This is a genomic window from Vibrio pomeroyi (assembly GCA_041879425.1).
In the GTDB taxonomy this organism is placed as follows: Bacteria; Pseudomonadota; Gammaproteobacteria; order Enterobacterales; family Vibrionaceae; genus Vibrio; species Vibrio pomeroyi_A.
In genome coordinates, this window is the sequence record CP090854.1 from 3348860 (window position 1) to 3372947 (window position 24088).

At 45.9% G+C, this 24088-nt stretch carries 20 protein-coding genes; 15 read left to right on the forward strand and 5 right to left on the reverse strand.

Features of this window, described 5'->3' with window-relative positions; genetic code table 11:
- Positions 1-80: 80 nt before the first annotated feature.
- From pfkA to L0992_14885, 3 genes are all read right to left on the reverse strand, one after another.
- Entirely contained in the window at positions 81-1043 is a 963-nt protein-coding gene (gene pfkA, locus L0992_14875; protein XGB66960.1) for a 6-phosphofructokinase, read from the reverse strand.
- Between the two features lie 317 nt (positions 1044-1360).
- Entirely contained in the window at positions 1361-2269 is a 909-nt protein-coding gene (gene fieF / locus L0992_14880) for a CDF family cation-efflux transporter FieF (protein XGB66961.1), read from the reverse strand.
- A gap of 163 nt (positions 2270-2432) precedes the next feature.
- Positions 2433-2942: a CpxP family protein gene (locus L0992_14885; GenBank protein XGB66962.1), complete on the reverse strand. Its 510-nt coding sequence runs from the start codon at positions 2940-2942 to the stop codon at positions 2433-2435.
- 180 nt (positions 2943-3122) lie between these two features.
- Between L0992_14885 and L0992_14890 the strand changes: the two genes are divergently transcribed.
- The 4 genes from L0992_14890 (at position 3123) to trmL (ending at position 6442) form a co-directional block, all read left to right on the forward strand.
- A complete protein-coding gene (locus L0992_14890) occupies positions 3123-3812 on the forward strand; it encodes a response regulator (GenBank protein ID XGB66963.1) in 690 nt (229 codons plus the stop codon).
- Entirely contained in the window at positions 3812-5191 is a 1380-nt protein-coding gene (gene cpxA / locus L0992_14895; protein XGB66964.1) for an envelope stress sensor histidine kinase CpxA, read from the forward strand. Before L0992_14890 ends, cpxA begins: the two co-directional genes overlap by 1 nt.
- Positions 5192-5267: 76 nt before the next feature.
- Positions 5268-5885, forward strand: a complete 618-nt coding sequence (locus tag L0992_14900; protein ID XGB66965.1) for a superoxide dismutase — start codon at positions 5268-5270, stop codon at positions 5883-5885.
- Positions 5886-5962: 77 nt separating this feature from the next.
- On the forward strand, positions 5963-6442 hold the full coding sequence (gene trmL, locus L0992_14905) for a tRNA (uridine(34)/cytosine(34)/5-carboxymethylaminomethyluridine(34)-2'-O)-methyltransferase TrmL (protein XGB66966.1): 480 nt from the start codon (positions 5963-5965) through the stop codon (positions 6440-6442).
- 131 nt (positions 6443-6573) lie between these two features.
- On the opposite strand, the gene fxsA is transcribed toward trmL, so the two are convergent.
- Positions 6574-7113, reverse strand: coding sequence for a membrane protein FxsA (gene fxsA / locus L0992_14910; GenBank protein ID XGB66967.1), 540 nt, complete (start codon positions 7111-7113; stop codon positions 6574-6576).
- A 284-nt stretch (positions 7114-7397) separates the two neighbouring features.
- Here fxsA and aspA point away from each other — a divergent pair, with 284 nt between their 5' ends.
- The 11 genes from aspA (at position 7398) to L0992_14965 (ending at position 22107) form a co-directional block, all read left to right on the forward strand.
- Complete coding sequence (gene aspA / locus L0992_14915; GenBank protein ID XGB66968.1) at positions 7398-8849, forward strand: aspartate ammonia-lyase; 1452 nt, start codon at positions 7398-7400, stop codon at positions 8847-8849.
- A gap of 180 nt (positions 8850-9029) precedes the next feature.
- The gene (locus tag L0992_14920; GenBank protein ID XGB66969.1) at positions 9030-10337 is read left to right on the forward strand and encodes an anaerobic C4-dicarboxylate transporter; all 1308 of its coding nucleotides are present in this window, start codon (positions 9030-9032) and stop codon (positions 10335-10337) included.
- Positions 10338-10847: 510 nt separating this feature from the next.
- A complete protein-coding gene (locus L0992_14925; GenBank protein ID XGB66970.1) occupies positions 10848-12296 on the forward strand; it encodes a YfcC family protein in 1449 nt (482 codons plus the stop codon).
- A gap of 815 nt (positions 12297-13111) precedes the next feature.
- A complete protein-coding gene (gene arcA, locus L0992_14930) occupies positions 13112-14335 on the forward strand; it encodes an arginine deiminase (protein ID XGB66971.1) in 1224 nt (407 codons plus the stop codon).
- Positions 14336-14407: 72 nt separating this feature from the next.
- On the forward strand, positions 14408-15319 hold the full coding sequence (gene arcC / locus L0992_14935) for a carbamate kinase (protein ID XGB66972.1): 912 nt from the start codon (positions 14408-14410) through the stop codon (positions 15317-15319).
- A gap of 147 nt (positions 15320-15466) precedes the next feature.
- On the forward strand, positions 15467-16477 hold the full coding sequence (locus tag L0992_14940; GenBank protein XGB66973.1) for an ornithine carbamoyltransferase: 1011 nt from the start codon (positions 15467-15469) through the stop codon (positions 16475-16477).
- 529 nt (positions 16478-17006) lie between these two features.
- Positions 17007-17936: an aspartate carbamoyltransferase gene (gene pyrB / locus L0992_14945; GenBank protein XGB66974.1), complete on the forward strand. Its 930-nt coding sequence runs from the start codon at positions 17007-17009 to the stop codon at positions 17934-17936.
- Between the two features lie 15 nt (positions 17937-17951).
- On the forward strand, positions 17952-18416 hold the full coding sequence (gene pyrI / locus L0992_14950) for an aspartate carbamoyltransferase regulatory subunit (protein XGB66975.1): 465 nt from the start codon (positions 17952-17954) through the stop codon (positions 18414-18416).
- 326 nt (positions 18417-18742) lie between these two features.
- Positions 18743-19231, forward strand: coding sequence for an arginine repressor (locus L0992_14955; GenBank protein XGB66976.1), 489 nt, complete (start codon positions 18743-18745; stop codon positions 19229-19231).
- 175 nt (positions 19232-19406) lie between these two features.
- A complete protein-coding gene (locus L0992_14960) occupies positions 19407-21266 on the forward strand; it encodes a protein-disulfide reductase DsbD (protein ID XGB66977.1) in 1860 nt (619 codons plus the stop codon).
- Between the two features lie 211 nt (positions 21267-21477).
- Positions 21478-22107, forward strand: coding sequence for a response regulator transcription factor (locus tag L0992_14965; GenBank protein XGB66978.1), 630 nt, complete (start codon positions 21478-21480; stop codon positions 22105-22107).
- Here L0992_14965 and L0992_14970 read toward each other — a convergent pair.
- A complete protein-coding gene (locus tag L0992_14970) occupies positions 22104-23855 on the reverse strand; it encodes a potassium/proton antiporter (protein ID XGB66979.1) in 1752 nt (583 codons plus the stop codon). The genes L0992_14965 and L0992_14970 overlap by 4 nt on opposite strands.
- Positions 23856-24088: the final 233 nt, after the last annotated feature.

Genomic DNA, 24088 nt, shown 5'->3' on the forward strand with positions numbered 1-24088 from the left:
GAAAACTCAAACGACAGGTATAAAAAAACCGCTGAAAAATCAGCGGTTTTTAAATTCTTTAAGCGAACGCTAAGCGCGGCTTAGAACAACTCTTCTGCAACGCGGAATAGCTCAGAACGGTCTGGGTTCTGCATGTTCTCGATACAATCGATGATGTCGTGGTGAACAAGTTCTTCTTTCTCGATACCAACACAACGACCACCGTGACCTTCTTGAAGAAGGTGAACAGCGTAGTTACCCATGCGAGAAGCCAGTACACGGTCAAATGCAGTAGGACGACCACCACGTTGGATGTGACCAAGAACCGTTGCACGAGTCTCACGACCTGTTGCTGTTTCGATCTCTTTAGCAAGCTCGTTCGCGTCCATCATAAGCTCTGTTAGAGCGATGATTGCGTGCTTCTTACCTTTAGCAATTCCATCTTGGATGTTGCCGATAAGCTGGTCTTTATCTAGGCCAGTCTCTGGAGTAATGATGTACTCACAACCACCCGCGATTGCTGACATAAGCGTAAGGTCACCACAGTGACGGCCCATGATTTCAACAATAGAAATACGTTGGTGAGAAGAAGATGTGTCACGTAGACGGTCGATTGAATCGATAACTGTGTTAAGCGCAGTTAGGTAACCGATTGTGTAGTCAGTACCTGCGATATCGTTATCGATTGTGCCTGGAAGACCGATACATGGGTACCCCATCTCAGTTAGCTTCTTAGCACCCATGTAAGAACCGTCACCACCGATAACAACAAGTGCTTCGATACCGTGTTTCTTAAGGTTCTCGATGCCTTTCTCACGAACAGCAACGTCTTTGAATTCAGGGAAACGTGCAGAACCTAAGAAGGTACCACCACGGTTGATTACGTCAGATACGCTTGAACGGTCAAGCTTTTCGATACGGTCTTCAACAAGGCCTTGGTAGCCATCGTAAATACCGTAAACTTCAATGCCAACTGATAACGCAGTACGAACAACGCCGCGAACTGCTGCGTTCATACCTGGAGCGTCACCACCACTGGTCAAAACACCGATCTTCTTAATCATGCTCACCCTCGATTTTTGGGAATCTATTATTCAATTCTTGTTCTTGCTGATTGTATATCAACAAGATTTTAAATCTATATTTGTGCGTTATGTTACATTTCCTCAACAGGAATAGCACTTAAATCGCGTAAAATTATGTAACATTTCTACTTCTGTAAGAGTATTACAGTTTTACTCAATAACTTTGTTGATTCACATCAGAATCAACATTAATTGTTACTAAGGTGGTTTTTGAATCACCAAAGAACTAGTAATTTTTACTCACTCTAGTTCAAAAGCCGCCCACTTACCATTTGCCACTCAACTTTTAGCCCGTATCACCACGAGTGGAATTTTTGCTGCTTCTCTGGTCCAAATACAACCGAATACGGATCCTGGTGAATTAATACATCAGCATCAGGGAATACGGAGATAAGCTTGGCCTCAACTTCGTCAGAAATGCGATGCGCTTCAATAAGTGGCATCTCATCTTCAAGTTCTAAGTGCAATTGAATAAAGCGAATTGGCCCCGAACGACGCGTTCGTAATTGATGCACACCCAACACGCCTTCGATACTCAACGATGTCTCTTTAATCTGTTTTAGCTCTTCATCCGGCAGCTTATGATCAAGCAGAGATTGAATCGCTTCCATCGCCATTTGATAAGCGCTGTAAAGAATGTAGATACCGATACCCACCGCGAATACAGAGTCCGCTTGGCCAATACCAAACCAGCTTAACGCCAGTGCCAGCATGATCGCAGCATTCATATAGAGGTCAGATTGATAGTGTAATGAGTCAGCGGCAATCGCCTGGCTACCCGTTTTCTTCACCACGTGTTTTTGGAAGCGCACTAAACCGAAGGTCATCATCATCGCGAATAAGCTGACGTAGATACCAATCTCTGGAGAGTTGAGTTCATGAGGTCTGAAGAAGCGCTCAATACCATTAAGAATGAGGAAACAAGCCGAGCCTGAGATAAACATCGCCTGTGCTAATGCGGCAAGAGATTCAGCCTTACCATGACCAAAAGTGTGTTCTTTGTCGGCAGGCTGCAGAGAGTAACGAACGACGATGAGGTTAACGACAGAGGCCGCGATATCCAACATTGAATCGACCACGGAAGCCAACAGACTCACAGAACCTGTCACCCACCATGCTGCGACTTTCACTATCAATAAAATAGTGGCGATGGTGGTGGCTGCCCAAGCAGCGAGCGTAACTAAACGTGCGTATTCTTGTTTCATAACTTGGCTATAAAGTGACTGATAGCACAAAGTATAACCTGCAAACAACCAATTGAATATGACAACTAGGGTGTAAGACATTCATTTTTAGGAATCAAAAAAAGCGGCACACGGCCGCTTCTTTCTAAACACTTTCATTCAAAGCTGCTTTATCAAGCTCGAATTACTTGTCCTTATTCATGCGTTTTTCCATTTTTTCAGCACACTTAGTCATGCGCTCTTGTTGGATTTCTTTCAGTTGAGTCTTTTGCTCAGCCGTTAGTACGCTCATCATTTCGTGTTGCTTCTTCAGCATTGCCACGCGACGCTCAGTTTGCTTCTCAACCATTTCGCTTGCTAGGTCGTTTGCTGCTGCTTCATCGAAGTTGTCAGCCAGTACCAATGCTTGAACTTTCTCTTGGTGCGCTTTCATTTTCGCCATTTTATCGGCTTTATTGCCAGCGTGTTTTTCTTTCATCTCTGCACGATTCGCTTCGCGCATCTCTTTCAATTCTGTTTTTTGTGCGTCAGTTAGGTCTAGTTGACGCATCACTTTCTTATCGAAGCCGCCACATTTACCGTGCATGCCTTTGTGGTCGCCTTTATCGCCGCCGCCAAATGCGTACGCGCTTGCTGTACCTAACATTAGTGGAAGTGCCGCAGCTGCTAGTACAAGTTTCTTAGTCATTTTCATAATTGTTGCCTCAATTCGGTATAATAAGTCATGTGTTGCGTCTGTTTCTCAGCGCTTGAATATAGATTAGTCTTTCCCTCGTAAAGTGACGTTTAGAAAGCGTAAAGAATCGTAAAGAGTGAAAGCTGACCAATAATTAGCAGTATTATTAACGTGTAAATAACCGATTAAGGCTTCCCTATGGCGAACATTCTTCTTATTGATGACGACACCGAGTTAACCAGCTTACTTAAAGACATTCTGAGCTTTGAGGGCTTCACTGTTTCCGAAGCTAATGACGGCTACGCGGGGCTCGAAGCGATCAATGATGAGATTGACCTGATTCTTTTGGATGTGATGATGCCGCGCCTGAATGGCATGGAAACTCTCAAGAAGCTAAGAGAAAATTGGGAAACACCCGTACTGATGCTGACCGCAAAAGGTGAAGAGATCGATCGTGTGATCGGCCTAGAGCTTGGCGCAGATGACTATTTACCTAAACCTTTCAGTGACCGAGAGCTTCTAGCACGTATTCGTGCCATCTTGCGTCGAACGCAAACCACCGCGGCACCGAAAGCGGCCAGTGATAGAATTCAATACCAAGACATTGAAGTATTCCCTGGCAAACAAGAAGCTTACTGTAATGGCGAGATTATCGATCTCACCACCACAGAGTTTGCTCTGCTAAGTCACCTTATCCAAAACCCGGGGCAAGTGATCACCAAAGAAGCATTGAGCTTAGATGTGTTGGGCAAAAGGCTGGCAGCGTTTGACCGCGCAATTGATATGCACATATCCAACTTGCGTAAAAAGATCCCAGAGCGCAGCGACGGAAAGTCTCGTATCAAGACCTTACGCGGTCGTGGCTACTTATTAGTAGAGGAGGATTAATGCGTATCCCTAAAATCACCAGCTTATATGGACGTATCTTTGCTATCTTTTGGTTCACCATGTTACTGGTGCTTTTGTCGGTACTGTCACTTCCTCATTTAGATCCGCGAGTCGCGCGCGATGTGCCTGCTGATCATCTCGGTAAATTAGAGCGTATCGCCAAGGCCGCTGAGAAACGCTACGCCAGAGAACCGAACCTCGGCAAAATTGTGTTCCAACTTGAGGCGCCACGCAGCCGCAAGGATTCTCGCGCCCGCATCTATTTAACCGATCTTGAGGGTGCGGTTCTAACCTCGAAAAGACATTCGGACTATAAGCTCAAGGCGATTCGTAACTTTGTTACGTCGATTGATAACCCTGAGATGCCGAAGCAAAAACTCTACGGACACTACATGGTCGCAGGGCCAGTGCCGATTACTCTCGCCGGTGAAGAGTTGCTGATGTATGCCGGAGTGAAGTGGAACCAACCACCGCCGTTCTTACTGCGACTGTTTGATAGACCTCTGCAGCTATTACTTGCCGTGATGTTGGCGAGTACCCCACTATTGCTTTGGTTAGCTTGGGCATTAAGCCAACCAGCCCGCAGGCTTGAGCGCGCAGCGCAACGTGTGGCGAAAGGTCAGTTTGAGGTTGATCCAACACTTGAAAAAGGCACATCTGAATTCAGACAAGCGGGTGAGAGCTTTAACCAGATGGTTGAAGCCGTGAACCAGATGATTTCAGGGCAGCAGCGACTACTCTCTGATATTTCACACGAGCTGCGCTCACCACTGACGCGTTTGCGCATGGCCAACGCACTGGCAATTCGTAAACAAGGTGAGAGCCAAGAACTTGAGCGTATCGATACTGAAGCACAACGTCTGGAACAGATGATCAGCGAGCTACTGACGCTATCGCGCATGCAGGTCGACAGCCACATCACTCGTGAGGTTCAGCCTATCTCGAGCCTATGGGAAGAGATCTTGAAAGACGCTCAGTTTGAAGCCGAACAGATGGGCAAACAGCTGACGTTCTCTGAGATCCCTGAGCGTTCTATTTCGGGTAATCCTAAGCTGCTGATGAGTGCGCTAGACAACATCACGCGTAACGCCATCTACTACGGTAAAGATCAAGTCGATGTGCAGTTCCACGTGGTGCAAGATCAGCTGACGATTTGCGTGAACGATAACGGTGATGGTGTGCCTGATGATGAATTAGATTCTATCTTCAGACCTTTCTATCGCGTTTCTACTGCCCGTGATCGTAATACCGGTGGCACAGGGCTTGGGTTAACCATTACAGAGAGTGCGATTCGCCAACACAGCGGAACCATCACAGCAACCCGCAGCCAGTTAGGTGGATTACAACTCGAAATCACCCTACCTATCTTACCGGTGTAATACCCCCACAAAGATCGCAGTTGATAATGATTGCTATTATCATTATGGTAAATCCTCTAATTATGGAGGATTTACCATGTCGCACACTTTCCCTGATCTACCCTACGCTTACGATGCCCTAGAACCTTACATTGATGCTAAAACGATGGAAGTGCATTACAGCAAGCACCATAGAACCTACTACGATAAGTTTGTTGCGGCGGTGTCTGGCAGCGAACTAGAACAGCAATCTCTGACCGAGATCTTCGCTAACATCTCACAACACAGTCCTGCCGTTCGTAACAATGGTGGCGGCTACTACAACCATATCTTGTATTGGAACTGTATGTCTCAAGACGGCGGTGGTGAACCAACTGGCGAGCTTGGTGATGCTATCAAGAGTACATTCGGAGATTTCGAGACGTTCCAAGATCAGTTCGCTCAAGCGGCAATCAATACCTTCGGTTCAGGCTTTGCGTGGTTGGTGGTAGAAGAAGGTCAACTGAAAATCATCTCGACCTCAAACCAAGACAACCCGTGGATGGATACCATCGCCAGCAACGGTGAGCCAATTCTTGCACTAGATGTTTGGGAACACGCCTACTACATCAGCTACCAAAACCGTCGCCCTGATTACATCAACGCATGGTGGAATGTGGTGAATTGGAAGGCGGTTGCTGAAAACTACGCACAGGCACTCGCGAATAAAGCGTAAGCGAATGGTGGTGAACTGTACTCACTCAGCTTGCCACCGTATACTCTGGCTATCTTTGATTATTCTTGTGAACCAACATGTTTGATATCGCTTTATACGAACCTGAAATTGCACCCAATACGGGTAACATCATCCGCCTATGTGCTAACTGCGGCGCAAACCTACACCTGATTGAACCGCTTGGCTTTGATTTTGAAGAGAAGAAAGTTCGTCGTGCTGGCTTGGATTACCACGACCTAGCGCGTGTTAAGCGTCACAAGAACCTAGAAGCCTTCCTTGAGTATCTAGAGAACGAACGTGAAGGTGACTACCGTATCTTTGCGTGTACCACCAAGACCACAGGTCACCACGTCGATGCCAAGTTCCAACAAGGCGATGTGTTGATGTTCGGCCCTGAGACACGCGGCCTACCTGCTGAGTTCATCGAGAGCATGCCGATGGAACAACGTATTCGTATTCCAATGATGCCAGACGCACGCAGCCTGAACCTATCCAATGCTGTAGCAATCATCGCGTTTGAAGCATGGCGACAAATGGGCTTCGAAGGCGCGGTATAACCAAACCCTCAAACACCTATTATCTGTCATCGCTAATAGACAATAAAAAAGGCTCTTACCATTATCTCTTTCTTACGAAGGATAAAGGTAAGAGCCTTTTCAGTTGTTGTCTTTCTATATAGGTAGCAGGATTAGTTTAAGCGGTTACGATCGTTGTCGTCGTCTTTCTTCTCAAACTCACCTTCAAAGGTGTTGCCGTCTTTTGACTGATCAAATGGGTCTTGCTTAAACGAACCTGAGTTAAACGGATCTTGTCCAAATGGCCCCTGACCAAAGCCCGCTTGTCCACCAGCATGGAAGCCGCCAGACATGTTTTTAACCACCATTTTTTCCATCATTTTCTTAGCAATCATCGCTCTTGGTGCTGGCAGCAATACCAACATACCCAGTGCATCCGTCATAAAGCCCGGAGTCAGCAGCAATACACCTGCAACCGCAAGCATCACGCCTTCAAGAATCTGCTGTGCAGGCATTTCGCCTTGTTGCAAACGGCCTTGTACAGACATCAGTGTCTGAATGCCTTGGCTACGAACCAGTGAGGCACCAACAAATGCAGTAATCAACACTAACGCAATAGTTGGCCACAATCCTAAGAAGCCACCAACTTGAATAAATAGCCCAATCTCAATGATGGGTACGAAGATAAATAGTAATAATAAGATAGGAAACACACGCCCTCCTTTGTTACTTGCAGTTTACGCTGAAAGCTCTATCAATCTCAAATTTATCCTGTAAATAAGCGTGTTTATTGACCAAGAATAACTTTGCAAAATATTGACGAAACAAAAGCGAAAAAGGTGATCAACTTACTATTTTTATGCGCTAGGTACAGTATCATGTGCCACATAAGTCAGGACGGATTTATCAGCCCAATATTCTAGCGAACGGAGTATTTGCACACAGAATAGGCTAATAACTAACTATATAATCAGAATAATTCTCTAAGGATCCTGTTATGGCTACTCTATCAGAAGCACAAGTTGATGCTCCTCAAGCTACTCGTCTCGAAGAAGATCTTTTAGGTCAACGTCATGTTCCGGCTGATGCTTACTACGGCATCCACACTCTACGCGCAGTTGAAAACTTCAACATCTCAAATGTAACGATCTCAGATGTACCTGAATTCGTTCGCGGTATGGTGATGACAAAGAAAGCAGCGGCTTTAGCAAACAAAGAGTTAGGTGTAATTCCTAGCGAAGTGGCTAAATACATCATCCAAGCTTGTGACCTAATTCTAGACACGGGTAAGTGCATGGATCAGTTCCCATCAGACGTTTTCCAAGGTGGTGCTGGTACTTCTGTAAACATGAACGCGAACGAAGTAGTTGCGAACGTGGCACTTGAGCTTATGGGCAAAGAAAAAGGCCAATATGAGTTCATCAACCCGAACGACCATGTAAACCGCAGCCAATCTACAAACTGTGCTTACCCAACTGGCTTCCGTATTTCTGTTTACAACAGCGTACTAAAACTGATCGACGCGATTGAATACCTAAAAGGTGCATTCGAGCTTAAGAGCCAAGAATTCAACACAATTTTGAAGATGGGTCGTACTCAACTTCAAGATGCAGTTCCAATGACGGTTGGCCAAGAGTTCCACGCTTGGGCTGTAACCATCAACGAAGAAATCAAAAACCTAGAATACACATCAAAGCTACTGCTTGAAGTTAACCTAGGCGCAACGGCAATCGGTACTGGTCTAAACGCAGCACCGGGTTACCAAGGCCTTGCAGTGAAACACCTAGCTGAAGTAACTGGCCTAGAGTGTGTTCCTGCTGAAGACCTAATCGAAGCAACGTCTGACTGTGGCGCATACGTAATGACGCACGGTGCGCTTAAGCGTCTAGCCGTTAAGCTGTCTAAAATTTGTAACGATTTGCGTCTGCTTTCTTCAGGTCCACGTACTGGCTTGAACGAGCTAAACCTACCTGAACTGCAAGCTGGTTCTTCAATCATGCCTGCTAAAGTAAACCCAGTTGTTCCTGAAGTAGTAAACCAAGTTTGCTTCAAAGTTCTAGGTAACGACAACACGGTTTCTTTCGCTGCAGAAGGTGGTCAACTTCAGCTGAACGTAATGGAACCCGTTATTGCACAAAGCATGTTTGAGTCTCTAGACATCCTAACAAACGCTTGTGTGAACCTACGCGACAAGTGTGTAGACGGCATTACTGTAAACAAAGAAGTGTGTGAGTCTCACGTATTTAACTCTATCGGTATCGTTACTTACCTTAACCCATACATTGGCCACCACGAAGGTGACATTGTTGGTAAGATCTGTGCAGAAACAGGTAAGAGCGTGCGTGATGTGGTTCTAGAGCGCGGTTTATTGACCGAAGAAGAACTTGATGACATTTTCTCTGTTGAAAATTTGATGCATCCTCAGTATAAAGCGAAGCGCTACGAATAAAGTTAGCGAGAAAGGGCTCCAAAGGGAGCCCTTTTTTAGGCTCCAATACGGTTAACCCTGTTTATTTTGTGGATTTCTGTATGTTGCACTTTTGCTTAATTGAACCTAAACCATAGAACTATTATGTGAACATTCCGGCGGCGAATGTTCACATAATAAAATCTAAATGAGGTGTTACTTATGATTGCAGTAGAACTATTTATCGTCCTGCTCTTTATCTTTTTGGGGGCCAGAATTGGCGGTATCGGTATCGGTTTTGCCGGTGGTGCTGGTGTTATTGCCCTATCACTTATTCTTGGCGTTCCAACAAGCCAATCTTTCATCCCGATCGACGTAATCTTGATCATCATGTCTGTTATCACCGCAATTGCTGCAATGCAGGTTGCTGGCGGTATGGACTGGTTGGTGCAAATTGCAGAAAACTTTTTGCGTAAGCACCCTGAACGCATCACCTTTTATGCGCCAATCGTGACCTTTGTAATGACACTAATGGCGGGTACTGGTCACACAGCATTCTCAACACTTCCTGTTATCGCAGAAGTAGCGAAAGGCCAAGGCGTGCGTCCTTCTCGTCCACTGTCTATCGCAGTTGTAGCCTCTCAAATTGCTATCACAGCTTCGCCAATCTCGGCAGCGGTTGTGGCTTTCGCGGCAATGCTTGCACCGTTCGGTGTTGATTACCTAACGCTACTGATGGTTTGTATCCCAACAACCTTCATCGCTTGTATGGTTGGCGCGGTTGTCGCGAACTACATGGGTAGCGAGCTGAAAGACGATCCTGTTTACCAAGAGCGTCTAGAGAAAGGTCTAATCAAACTGGCAACAGAAGAGAAGCGCGAGATCCTTCCAACAGCGAAGAAAGCGACTTACATCTTCCTAGCAGCGATTGGTTTCGTGGTTTGCTACGCAGCAGCTATCTCTAGCTCTGTTGGCCTAATTGAAAACCCTGCACTAGGTCGTAACGAAGCAATCATGTCTGTGATGCTAGCAGCAGCGGCAGCAATCGTTATGTTCACTAAGATTGATGCAGCTAAGATTTCTTCAGCTCCAACATTCCGCTCTGGTATGACGGCGTGTGTATGTGTACTTGGTGTGGCTTGGTTAGGTTCAACGTTTGTAAACGCACACGTTGCTGAAATCAAAGACGTAGCAGGCGCTCTACTGGCTGACTACCCATGGATGCTGGCGCTTGTTCTGTTCTTCGCTTCTATGCTGCTTTACTCTCAAGGCGCAACAACCGTTGCACTTATGCCTGCAGCTCTAGCGATTGGCGTAGCACCACTAACAGCGGTTGCTTCTTTCGCTGCGGTAAGTGCGCTGTTCGTACTTCCAACTTACCCAACACTACTAGCGGCGGTTGAGATGGATGACACAGGCTCAACGCGTATCGGTAACTACGTATTCAACCACCCATTCTTCATTCCAGGTGTGGTAACAATCAGTACTGCGGTAGCGTTAGGCTTCGCATTCGGCGGTCTGTTTATCTAACATTCGCTGATGATTGGACTTTAAAAAGGAAGCTTCGGCTTCCTTTTTTGTTTTCTACTCAATGTGATATTTGATACACGTCAAATAACCATTATAAACTTTAAAACCCGCCCAAAAATAAAGTTTGAATAAAATTCCAAGGTTATTCAACCCCACTAGAAACAACACCTATCAAATCAATCCCCCCTCGCTTTCCTTTAATCTACATCGAATATTAATCCAAGCTAATCAACCAAAAAACCTTACCGTTTTTTTGCCATTTTCCAGCCCATTCATTGGCAATTATTTTTGTGAACAACACCAAACTTAAATACCAACGTAAGGAATAAAATAACCGCAGCTAAAATAAATCTAAATTCATTTGGATTGGTAAATATAAAAACAACCTTAATTTAAAGTCAGCAACTTTTTCTCGTTGGGCACTTTATAAGAGTCAATGTATTTACGATCTATAAATCATTAGTCGCTAATTCACATCACTTCTATTTAAGATGATGTAAGGAGATAGCCATGACAACTCAAACGATACCAAGCGAGACCAAAAAGGGTGGCTTCTTTGCCAATTTTAAATTCCCTTCTGCTTATACCATTCTATTTATTCTAATTGCATTCGTTGCTCTGCTTACCTGGATTGTTCCTGCGGGACAATACGACCGAGCAATGAATGAAGAACTCGGCCGAGAAGTACCCGTAACAGGCACTTATCAAGCGGTAGAGGGCAACCCTCAAGGCGTGATTGACGTACTGCTAGCGCCTATTGACGGCTTCTACGACCACAATAGCTATGAAGCTGCGGCAATCGACGTTTCACTGTTCATCTTAATCATTGGTGGCTTCTTAGGGCTAGTGACTAAAACTGGCGCGATTGATGCCGGTATCGAACGCGTCACCGCCCGCTTAGAAGGGCGAGAAGAGTTGATGATACCAATACTGATGGCACTGTTTGCCGCGGGCGGTACTGTCTACGGCATGGCGGAAGAATCACTGCCCTTCTACACCCTACTAGTACCAGTGATGATGGCAGCTCGCTTCGACCCTCTGGTCGCTGCTGCAACGGTACTGCTTGGCGCGGGCATTGGGGTGCTTGGCTCGACCATTAACCCGTTCGCAACGGTTATCGCTGCCAACGCCTCTGGCATTCCATTTACCGACGGTATTGTGCTGCGTGTTGGTATGCTGATTGTTGGCTGGGGTATCTGTGTTGCTTACGTCATGCGTTACGCAAGAATGGTTCAAGCCGATCCAAGCAAATCAATTGTGTACGACAAGTACGAAGAGAACAAAGCGCACTTCCTTGGCAACGCAAGTGGCGAAAAACTTGAATTCACCACAACTCGAAAACTGATTCTGACCATTTTTGGCGGCTCATTCGCGGTCATGATTTACGGTGTATCCGTTGCTGGGTGGTGGATGGCAGAGATCTCTGCAATGTTCTTAGCAGCGACCATCATCGTTGGTATCGTGTCTCGCATGAGCGAAGAAGAGTTTACTTCAAGCTTCATTGATGGTGCTCGTGACCTACTTGGCGTGGCGCTTATCATAGGTATCGCGCGTGGTATTGTGGTGGTGATGGACCGCGGTATGATCACCGACACTATCCTCTTCTCTGCAGAGCAAATGGTCACTGGGTTATCTTCGGTTATCTTTATTAACGTGATGTTCTTCTTAGAGATTCTCTTGTCATTCTTAGTGCCATCAACCTCTGGTTTAGCGGTACTCACTATGCCAATCATGGCACCATTGGCCGACTTTGCTGGCGTAGGTCGTGACCTTGTTATCACCGCTTACCAATCAGCTTCTGGCTTGGTGAACTTAATCACACCAACCTCTGCGGTAGTAATGGGTGGTTTGGCGATAGCTCGTGTCCCTTACGTACGCTGGGTTAAATGGGTAATGCCATTAATCGGTATCTTGATGGTGTTCTGCATCATTGTTCTGAGTATTGGTGCGCTTATCTAAACAAACACACCTCACTTTCTCACTCAAAGCCGCTTTCTAGCGGCTTTTTTGTCACTATCGATGACCAACAAGACCCTTCCATCGAAACACCCTCACAAGCTGCACACGCATCATTAAGAGCCTCTCTCTCAACCTATCGCCCTATCAAAGCAGCAAAACCTAAACGAGCTGAGACACTTGCTAGAAAGCAAAGCTAACCTTTAAATATCGATGCTAAGGTTAATTAAAAAGCAAATATTCATCGCTACTATATTTAGAGAAATACTTAGTCACTTATTAGCGTTAATTATATTTAAAGTAATTTACGCTGTAATAACCAAAGGACAAACATTAGCTATTTTCATAGAAAACCGGATTAAAACACTCGATTATAAAGTGTGACCGCAATAGCTTAATTCGCATTTAAATTGTTAAGGAATAATTAATTTCACATTCAAAATTAAATATATAAATACTAACATTGCATACTTCCACCTTAAGCTCATTCTTATCAATAAATTTAATTTGCATATAAACCCCTAGAATTCCCATTCTAGTAATACGAGTGAAAAAAGCATGCATAATGTTCCCAAAGAGTTAACTATTTAGAAGGGATAGCCAATAGTTAAAAGTGCATAAAGTTTGTTAAAACCCTTAATTTTAAAGGGCTGCGGGATAAAAAACGATTTGTGATAGATCTCTAAGAATACCTGACTAGCAGGCGTAATATTAATTCCAGACAAGAGATATGAATAAATAATTCATTCTTCTCAACTGAAAATAAATAATTACTCTTAGCGATAAAAGTAATTCAAATATATAAGAGAGAGACGATCATGAGTAAGTTCTATGTAGGTTCTGAAATAGGTCAATTACGCCGCGTTCTAGTTCACCGCCCAAGACGCGCACTGACTCACTTAACACCCTCTAACTGTCACGATTTGCTGTTTGATGACGTACTGGCTGTTGAGCGTGCAGGTAAAGAGCATGACGCATTTACTCAAACGCTACGTGATCAAGGTGTTGAGGTTCTTCTTCTTACTGACCTACTAGCAGACACGCTAGCCGTGCCAGAAGCGAAAGATTGGCTTTTGAGCCATCAAGTTTCTGATTACCGCTTAGGCAAAACTTTTGCTAACGATGTGCGCTGCTACTTAGGCGACTTACCAAACCTAGAGCTAGCGAAAATCCTAACGGGTGGTCTGTCTTACGCTGAAATGCCAATGAAATCATCTTCAATGATGCAAGGCATGCACACGCCAACTGACTTCATTATCGAGCCTCTACCAAACCATCTATTTACTCGCGACACATCTTGCTGGGTATACGGTGGTGTATCAATCAACCCAATGGCGAAACCAGCTCGTCAACGTGAAACTAACCACGTTCGCGCTATTTACCGCTGGCACCCAACATTCGCAGGCCAAGACTTCATTAAATACTTCGGCGATGAAGAAAGCATCAGCTACGACAACTCAACCATTGAGGGTGGTGACGTTCTTGTTATCGGTCGCGGCACGGTACTTATCGGTATGTCTGAGCGTACAACAGCACAAGGTGTTGAGCACTTAGCATCGAGCCTATTCAAACACGGTCAAGCGAAACAAGTTATCGCAATGCAGCTACCAAAACACCGCTCTTGCATGCACTTAGACACCGTTATGACGCACATGAACGAAGATACCTTCTCTGTTTACCCAGAAGTGGTGAGTAAAGATGTGCAGTGCTGGAACCTAACTGGCGATGAGTCTGGCGCAGTAAAAGTGAAAGAAGAAGGCTACTTCGTAACGGCTATCGAAAAAGCACTGGGCGTAGACAAGCTGAACCTCATCACAACAGGTGGTGACAACTTCCATGCAGAACGTGAACAGTGGAACGATGCAAACAACGTTCTAACCGTTAAACCTGGTGTCGTGATTGGCTACGAAGGCAACACCTACACCAACGAAAAATACGACAAAGCAGGCATCACCGTTCTTCCGATTCCAGGCGATGAACTTGGCCGCGGTCGCGGTGGCGCACGCTGCATGAGCTGCCCAATTGAGCGTGATGGTATCTAATCACTAAGACGAAACGGCCAAGTTGAGCAATCTTAAATCATCTCAGCTTGGCCAAAATGAGAGAACACAATTATGACTAAGCAAACTGTTGTTGTCGCACTCGGTGGTAACGCCCTACTTCGTCGCGGTGAGCCGTTAGAAGCCGATGTTCAACGCCGCAATATTGAAACGGCGGTGAAAACCATCTCTGAAATCGCAAAAGTGTACAACGTGGTGTTAGTGCACGGTAATGGCCCGCAAGTTGGCTTACTTGCTCTGCAAGGTTTGGAATACAAGAAAGTAAATCCATATCCGCTGGATGTATTAGGCAGTGAGACTCAAGGCATGATCGGTTACATGTTGATGCAAGAGTTCAAGAACTACCTGCCTAACCGCAACATCTCGTGCATGTTGACCCAAATGACGGTTGATCCAAATGATCCTGCGTTTGCGGATCCAACTAAGCCGATTGGCCCAATCTACGAAGAAGCGGAAGCGCGTGAATTGGCAGAGAAATTCCACTGGATCGTCAAACCCGACGGCCAACATTTCCGTCGCGTAGTACCAAGCCCAAGACCAACAGGCATTGTTGAGCACGAAGCGATCACCCAGCTTATCGATGCAGGTCACCTAGTAATTTGTACTGGCGGCGGTGGCATCCCAGTCAAAAAAGAGAATGGCAAATTAGTTGGTGTGGAAGCGGTTATCGACAAAGACATGTCAGCGGCTTTCTTAGCGAAACAATTGGATGCGGATGCACTGCTGATTCTGACCGATGCGGACGCTGTATACCTTGATTGGGGCAAACCGACTCAACACGCATTGCGCAGTACCACGCCAAGTGAATTAGCGATGTTTGAATTCGATGCGGGCTCGATGGGGCCAAAAATCGAAGCATCGTGCGAATTCATTGAGCAAGGCGGCAAAGTTGTGGGTATCGGCGCACTCGAAGATGGCTTGCAAATCCTGCAAGGCCAAGCGGGCACCAATATTACCAAGGGTTAACGGGCTAACGAGCCTCTATAACCTTGTAAACACAGAATTAAACGTAACAAACAGAACCGAACAAATTTAACTAAATATTGAATCGCGCTTTCTTGGATTTTCTTTCCCTGTAACAAGGAAGCGCCTAAATCTAAAAAGGAATACATCATGGCTTTTAACCTACGCAATCGTAACTTCCTAAAACTACTAGATTTCACTCCACGCGAAATTCAACACTTGTTAGATCTTTCTATGGAGCTTAAAAAAGCGAAGTACAACGGTTACGAACAGCCAAAACTGACTGGCAAAAACATTGCGCTTATCTTTGAGAAAACCTCGACTCGTACTCGTTGTGCATTCGAAGTTGCGGCATTCGACCAAGGTGCTCGCGTCTCTTACTTAGGCCCATCTGGCTCTCAAATTGGCCACAAAGAATCAATGAAAGATACGGCTCGCGTTCTTGGTCGTATGTACGATGGCATTGAATACCGCGGCTTCGGTCAAGAGATCGTTGAAGAGCTAGGCGCATACGCTGGCGTGCCAGTATGGAATGGCCTGACTGACGAATTCCACCCGACTCAAATCCTTGCAGACTTCCTAACCATGACCGAATACGGCCGTGGCAAACAACTGCATGAAATCAGCTTTGCTTACCTAGGTGATGCTCGCAACAACATGGGTAACTCTCTGATGGTTGGCGCAGCGAAAATGGGTATGGACATTCGCCTTGTTGCTCCAAAACAGTTCTGGCCACAAGAAGAACTATTGGCTCAGTGTCGTGAAATCGCAGAGCACACAGGCGGCAAAATCACACTGACTGAAGATGTTCAAGAAGGCGTGCAAGGTTGTGACTTCCTGTACACCGATGTTTGGGTATCCATGGGCGAAGCGAAAGAAGCATGGGCTGAGCGCATCAACCTAATGATGCCTTACCAAGTGAACATGGAAATGCTGAAAGCAACGGGTAACCCACATGTGAAATTCATGCACTGCCTACCGGCTTTCCACGGTGAAGACACCACTGTTGGCAAACAGCTTGCTGCTGAATATCCACAACTAAAAGACGGCGTTGAAGTAACAGATGAAGTGGTTGAGTCTGAATACTCTATCGTGTTCGATGAAGCTGAAAACCGTATGCACACCATCAAAGCAGTAATGGTTGCAACCCTAGGCAGTTAATTACCCAAACAGCTAAACAGCTAAACAGCTAAACAGCTAAACAGCTAAACAGCTAAGAATCGAAACAACTAATAAGTTAAGCACTCACTTGTTCGCAAGACATTGACAAGTTAAGTGCAATGACAGGGAAATGCGGGTGGCGTACTTGGGATTTAACCCTTGGATAAAGCCCGCATTTTTTTTCATGAACTTGAAGGGATTATCGCCCCAAAAAGCCTGAGATTTTCTGTTTCAACAAGGGCTTAAATCAAAGCCAAATGCAGACGTTATTTCGCATAAAAATCCATTAAATGAATACTTTACAGAAAGTATTGCATGGCGTTTTTATCTGAGTATAATCCTCCGCAATTTGTCTTAAGAGAGCAAAAAATGAACTGCAATTTTGTCGCACATGATTGTCAAACTACACGTCCGAGAGTGGCGTTGGTGTCATTTTTATTTTGCTCTATTGATCGTTTCGAAGCCTCCTATTTTTAGGGGGCTTTTTTTTGTCCGCAATTTGACTGTATGCATAGAAGGAAGACCCGTTATGGCGCATTCGTTATTTAACAAGCACATCATCTCCATACCTGAGCTCACTCGTAATGAACTGGAGCTTATCGTCGACACAGCAGCAAGACTCAAGGCCGAGCCAAACCCAGAGTTGCTAAAAAATAAAGTCGTTGCAAGCTGCTTCTTCGAGCCTTCAACTCGAACTCGTCTTTCATTTGAAACCGCCGTTCAACGCCTTGGTGGCACGGTCATCGGCTTTGATAATGGCGGTAACACATCACTGGCGAAGAAAGGCGAAACGCTAGCCGATTCGGTGCAGGTTATTTCATCTTACGTCGATGCTTTTGTCATGCGTCACCCACAAGAAGGGGCAGCGCGTTTAGCGTCTGAATTTTCTAACGGTGTTCCGGTGGTAAACGGCGGCGACGGTGCCAACCAACACCCGACGCAAACCTTGCTGGATCTGTTCTCGATTTACGAAACGCAGGGCACGCTTGATAACCTCAATGTGGCATTCGTCGGCGACCTAAAATATGGCCGCACCGTACACTCATTGACGCAAGCACTATCAAAATTCAATAACGTACGTTTCTTCTTTATTGCGCCAGAAGTGTTAGCGATGCCTGATTACATCTGTGAAGAACTGGAAGAGATGGGTATCCAATACAGCACCCACAGCAGCATTGAAGAAGTGGTGCCTGAGCTGGATGTTCTGTACATGACTCGCGTACAGAAAGAGCGCTTTGATGCATCAGAATACGCGCACATGAAATCGGCTTACATTCTAACAGCTGATACGCTGAAAGATGCACGCCAAAACATGAAAGTGCTTCACCCACTGCCACGTGTCGACGAAATCACAACTGATGTAGATAAAACGCCACACGCTTACTACTTCGAACAAGCTGAAAACGGTGTATATGCTCGCGAAGCCCTATTGGCCCTAGTTCTTAACGACACTTTATAAGCAGGAGAAACAGTCATGGTTAAACAAACTCAGCTACAAGTAGAAGCGATCCGTAACGGCAGCGTGATTGACCACATCCCTGCTCACCTTGGTATCAAAATCCTTAAACTGTTTAAGCTGCACAAGACAGAACAGCGCATCACTATGGGCTTAAACCTGCCATCATCGGCACTTGGCCATAAAGACCTAATCAAGATTGAGAACATCTTCCTGACCAAGGAACAAGCCAACCAATTGGCTCTTTATGCTCCGCAGGCCACGGTGAATCAGATTGAAGAGTACAAAGTAGTTAACAAGCTAACCCTTGTGCTGCCAGAGCAAATCCACAGTGTGTTCTCTTGCCCAAATAGCAACTGTATTTCACACGGTGAACCTGTAGAAAGTCACTTTAAAGTGCAGCTAAAACAGGAAAAAGTGCAGCTAAAATGTCACTATTGTGAAAAAGTATTCTCTCGCGAGATCATGAATGAAATTCGCTAACCCTTAGCGGTATTACCTTCGCAACAAAAGCCACTTAGATAACATGGATATTTATTCCCACGCCGGAATAAATATCCATCAACCAAAGAATAAAACCCCAAAATAAAAGCAATAAACCAGAATATTATTTGGTGATCGCCTTCAAAAAGATAACTATCCTTTAGTGGTAGACTCAATGAATAGATGATCATACATCTCGCATACCCTCCCTTCTTTACTTCGGGATTCATCGGTAAGCCCTATTAATAATCGTACTCTACGGCTTTGGGAGTGCGCTCGGCGCTATGGACAAGCGATATCCACACGTTGACCTTAAGGAGTTGTTCATGAACGAAATCACTGAGCACGGTTGCTTGTATTCAGCTGAAGATAAAACACTGACTGCGGCGTGCAAACGCTTACTACAACAACAAAGCTTCTCGACCCAAAACCAACTGCGTGAGAAACTGGTTGAGATCGGTTATACCGGTATTAGCCAATCGACTGTATCTCGCATTTTGTCACAGCTCGGCGTGGTAAAAATCCAGAACGCCTGTGGCAAAAAGGTGTACTGCATCACCGTTGAAAGCGCACCAGTTCGTGTCGATGCATCCATCTCATCGCAGATTGAATTAATCACTCATAACCAAGCGATGGTAATAGTAAAAACCCACCCTGGTTGTGCACAGTTAGTGGCACGATTGGTTGATATCGACCCACATACCGAGATTATCGGCACTGTTGGCGGCAACGACACCGTGTTAATTATCCCGAAAGACACAACCAACATTGATGCTTGCGAACAAGTGGTCAAAGCACGCTTGGGCGTTGCCTAAATGTCTTACTGGCAAGGTCTGTTCACTGCAGTTGCGCTGCTGACTCTCTCTCGACTGCCTACGAAGGTGGCTCACCCGCCCTAGCGGATATTTGCTGGTCGATGAAACTAATCACAAACTATTACGGTCTGATTGAGTTAAGATACCTTCAACTCCATTTTGATGACTAAATAGTATGCGACGACTTGCCACATTACTTTTTGTTTGTATTTCCCTATTCACCCAGCCTGCGTGGGCGCTTTTTGGAAATGACAACGCCGAGCCAAGCTTCGGAGGCAATAACAACGGTTTTGTCCCTGTAGACCAAGCTTTCCCTTTCAATTACTACCAGCAAGACGGCAAGGTGCTTCTCGACTGGCAGGTAAAAGAAGGCTACTACCTCTACCAACATAGCCTATCTTTCACTGGGCAAAATCTCGCGATCGGTAACGTTGAATTAGAAGATGGTAAACCACACCAAGATGAATTCTTTGGTGAGGTGAGCATTTATACCCAGCCGTTATTCGTGCAAGTTCCGCTACAGAGTTACCAAGATGGTTCACAGCTGATCGTTAAATATCAAGGCTGTGCGGATGCAGGTTTTTGCTATCCACCCGAGACTAGAATCATCGATATTGAACCATTTACAGCTACAGATTCTGGTTCAGGCGACTCTCAAGCTAATGCAATGTCGCAAGATTCATCGTCTGCAAACAGTGAGACCGGTGTTTCAACACAGCAAGCTTCTCCAAAAACAGACGTTGCAATTAACACCACTCCACAATCAAGTGCACCCGTTTCAAAAGAAGCGAGCCTAGCCGATAAGCTCGGTGACAGTTGGTGGACGCCATTATTATTCTTAGCACTTGGTGTTGGCTTAGCCTTTACACCGTGTGTTCTGCCTATGTACCCAATTCTAACGGGTATCGTATTGGGTGGCGGTAAACTCAGCCAAGGTCGCGCGCTGATGTTGTCCTTCATCTACGTGCAAGGTATGGCGCTAACCTACACCCTATTAGGTTTAGTGGTTGCCTCTGCAGGCATGCAGTTCCAAGCGGCGATGCAACATCCTTACGTGTTAATTGCATTGAGCGTTCTATTCGTGGCGTTAGCCATGTCGATGTTTGGCGTTTATAACCTGCAACTGCCGAGCAGCATCCAAACATGGCTCAACAACCAAAGTAACAAACAACAAGGCGGCAATACCTTAGGCGTGTTTGCGATGGGCGCTATCTCTGGCTTGGTGTGTTCGCCTTGTACCACAGCCCCACTATCCGGTGCACTGTTGTATGTCGCTCAAAGTGGTGACCTGTTTACCGGCGCAATTGCTCTGTACGCATTGGCGATGGGTATGGGTATCCCACTGATTTTGGTTGCCGTGTTTGGTAATAAGCTACTACCGAAAGCTGGCAGCTGGATGGATAAGGTGAAGATCGTATTCGGCTTTATCTTGCTAGCAGCTCCTATCTTCCTGCTAGAGCGTATTATCCCTGAGTTATGGGCAACCGTACTTTGGTCTGGTCTTGGCTTCATCGCCTTCGGTTGGCTGTATCACAGCAAGAATGCGCTGCCATTCGGTGGTTGGAAACAGAGCGCTGTGGGCATCATCGCAATGCTTGGCTTGTTTGCTTCCGCACAGCCTGCGTTGAACTATTGGTTTGCGGAGAAGAGCGTAACAGTAGAACAACAGCATATCCAATTTGCACGTATCAACACCGTTGAAGAGCTCGAAATCCAGCTCATCGAAGCGAAGAAACTGGGTAAACCTGTGATGCTCGATTTCTACGCCGATTGGTGTGTAGCGTGTAAAGAGTTTGAGAAGTACACCTTCCATCAAGCTGATGTTGAGAACAAGCTTTCTGACTTCGTATTGCTTCAAGCTGACGTGACGAGAAACATGCCTCAAGACATTGAACTGCTTAAACAATTACAGGTACTTGGCTTACCAACCATTGAGTTCTGGGATGGCGAGGGTAACCATGTTCCAAATGCTCGTGTGACTGGTTTTATGCCTGCCGATGTATTCTTAAAACACATGCAAGACCACCAGCTATAACGACGACATTCGTCTAAATATAAGCTCTATCGAAAGCCGCACTGCTCCTCATAACGAGATGGCAGTGCGGCTTTTTTGTGATTATAGGAAACGCTTTCCAAGAACAGGGATAAAAGTCGATATGGTTCAGACTTTTAATGCATAGATATTGTCCACATACTCAATCAGGATGATAATAAATATTAACTAAATTGTTAAAAGTATGAACGTCATGGACTCGACCTATACCATCATCATTGCTGATGACCACCCTCTCTTCCGCAACGCCCTGTTTCAGTCAGTTCATATGGCGATCAGCGGTGCGAACCTGCTTGAGGCTGATTCTCTCGACGCCTTACTGACTCTGCTTAAGAAAGAAGATGAACCCGACCTGCTACTTCTCGATCTGAAAATGCCGGGAGCAAATGGTATGTCTGGTCTCATTCAACTTCGTGCGGAATACCCAGATCTACCGATTGTGGTGATTTCTGCCAGTGAAGATGCCAGCGTAGTGACTCAAGTGAAGAGCCACGGTGCGTTTGGCTTTATTCCTAAGTCGAGTGATATGCGTGAATTGGTGAGTGCACTCAATCAAGTGCTGAATGGCGACCCGTTCTTCCCTGAAGGATTGATTACCAACAATGCTGCCTGCAGCGACCTTGCGGAAAAGATTTCCACACTGACGCCTCAGCAATACAAGGTATTAGGGATGCTTTCTGACGGCCTGCTGAACAAGCAAATCGCCTATGAATTGAATGTTTCGGAAGCGACCATCAAGGCCCATATGACAGCCATCTTCCGTAAACTGGATGTGAAAAACCGCACTCAAGCAGTTATCTTGCTACAAGAAGTCCATAACTAGGCTTCGCTCATATCCTCTTCTAAAGTCGTCTTAGGCAAACACAGACCCAGCTTGACGACTTTATGATCATCTATCTCTGCAACCACCCAATTGATGTCATGCCACTCGAAGCTATCGCCCAATACTGGGTGCGCGCCAAGCTCACGTTCAGCCAACTGTTTTAGCGTCATGTCGCGCTCTTCTTCCGAGCCTAGTTCAATGCCATAGCAGTCACTCACCGCGGCAATCGATAGCCCAACCTCAAGGAAGAAATCACCAAAGAATCGAGCTGCGTCTTCGGCCAACGGTGCCTCACTGAAAAGCTCACTTAAGCTATCTAGGTCTTTATCTTGACCAAGCACACAGAGAATATCGTTCGCCTCTAGCACGGTACTGCCCGATGGGTGAAGTAAGGCATCCTTTCTAAACAGTGCGGTAATTCGCGTTCCTTCCGGCATAGACAAGCGCTTCAGTGGCTCACCGACACACCATTTCTCTTCTTTCAGCTTGTAGACAAACATCTCCCACTCACTAGCAGGGTAGATTTCAATGCCTGTACGAGAAATCGGTGTCGGCGTTGGAGGTAGCGTCACTTGAGCTAATCTCGCGACTTTCATCAAACTGCCGCCTTGAACAATTAGCGACACCATAACCACGAAGAACGCGATATTGAAGTAAAGCTGAGCATTAGGCAGGCCAGCCATCATCGGGAACACAGCCAGAATGATCGGCACCGCGCCACGTAAACCGACCCAAGAAACAAACCAACGCTCTTTGGTGGTAAAGCTTCTGAACGGTAGCAAGCCCAACCAAACCGACAGTGGACGAGCAAACAAGATCATACCGAAAGCCAGTGCTAACGCAGGAAGAGCAATGTCCATCAAGGTCGATGGTGTTACCAATAAACCCAACACCAGGAACATCACGATTTGGCTTAGCCACGTCATACCATCAAGGACATTAAGAATCGAGTGTCGAGAGCGCGTCGGACGATTACCAATGAACAAGCCCACTAAGTAAATTGATAGGATGCCACTGCCGCCAAGCATGTTAGAGAAGGCAAACAGAGCCACACCGCCACTGAGCACCAGAATCGAATACAGGCCATCAGCCAGCTGTACTCGGTTGATTAGACTCCATAGAACCCAACCACCACCAAGCCCGATAAGCGTGCCGACACCAAACTGCATCGCGAAACTTTTCAGTAGGAAGTTCATTCCCATCTCGGCATCTGGGGTGCCAAGTAGCGCTATTAAAGTCACCGTCAGGAAGACCGCCATTGGGTCGTTGGTACCCGATTCGATCTCTAGGGTTGAGCCAACACGCTCGTTAAGGCTCTGCCCTTTCAGCAAAGAGAATACCGCTGCCGCATCGGTTGAACCAACAATCGCACCAACCAAAATGCCCTGCATCAGTGATAGGTCAAACAGCCAAGCCGCCATTAAACCGGTTAGCGTCGCGGTACAGGCTACGCCTATTGTCGCTAATGAGAGCGACGGCCAGAACGCGACCTTGAAGCTTGCGACCTTGGTTCGCATACCGCCATCAAGCAAGATCACGGCAAGCGCGAGGTTACTCACCAAATAAGTCAGTGAGTAATCATCAAAATTAATACCACCCGGACCATCTTCACCCGCCAACATACCAACGAACAAAAAGATCAAAAGAATCGGAACGCCCAATCGTGAGGACACTTGTGAGAAAAGCACACTGATGGCGATGAGCACCGCACCAGTTAAAAATAAGTGGTTGATAGTTATTGCGTCCAATTCGTTCCCCCAAAGAATAAAACTCAAGATATAGGCATGTTGATCTTCTGCCGCTAAGCATGGCACGGTCGATGAAAGTGCTTTAGTTACTATAACAAACTTATGTTTCCCTTCGTGTCATACGCAGGACTAAATACCGTTTCTCAGTCATTTAGTTGTTAAATTTTATGACTCTCACTCTAATTCATCCACTTTTGTTAGACCTTTGGCTAATTTAACAACCTTGTAACATC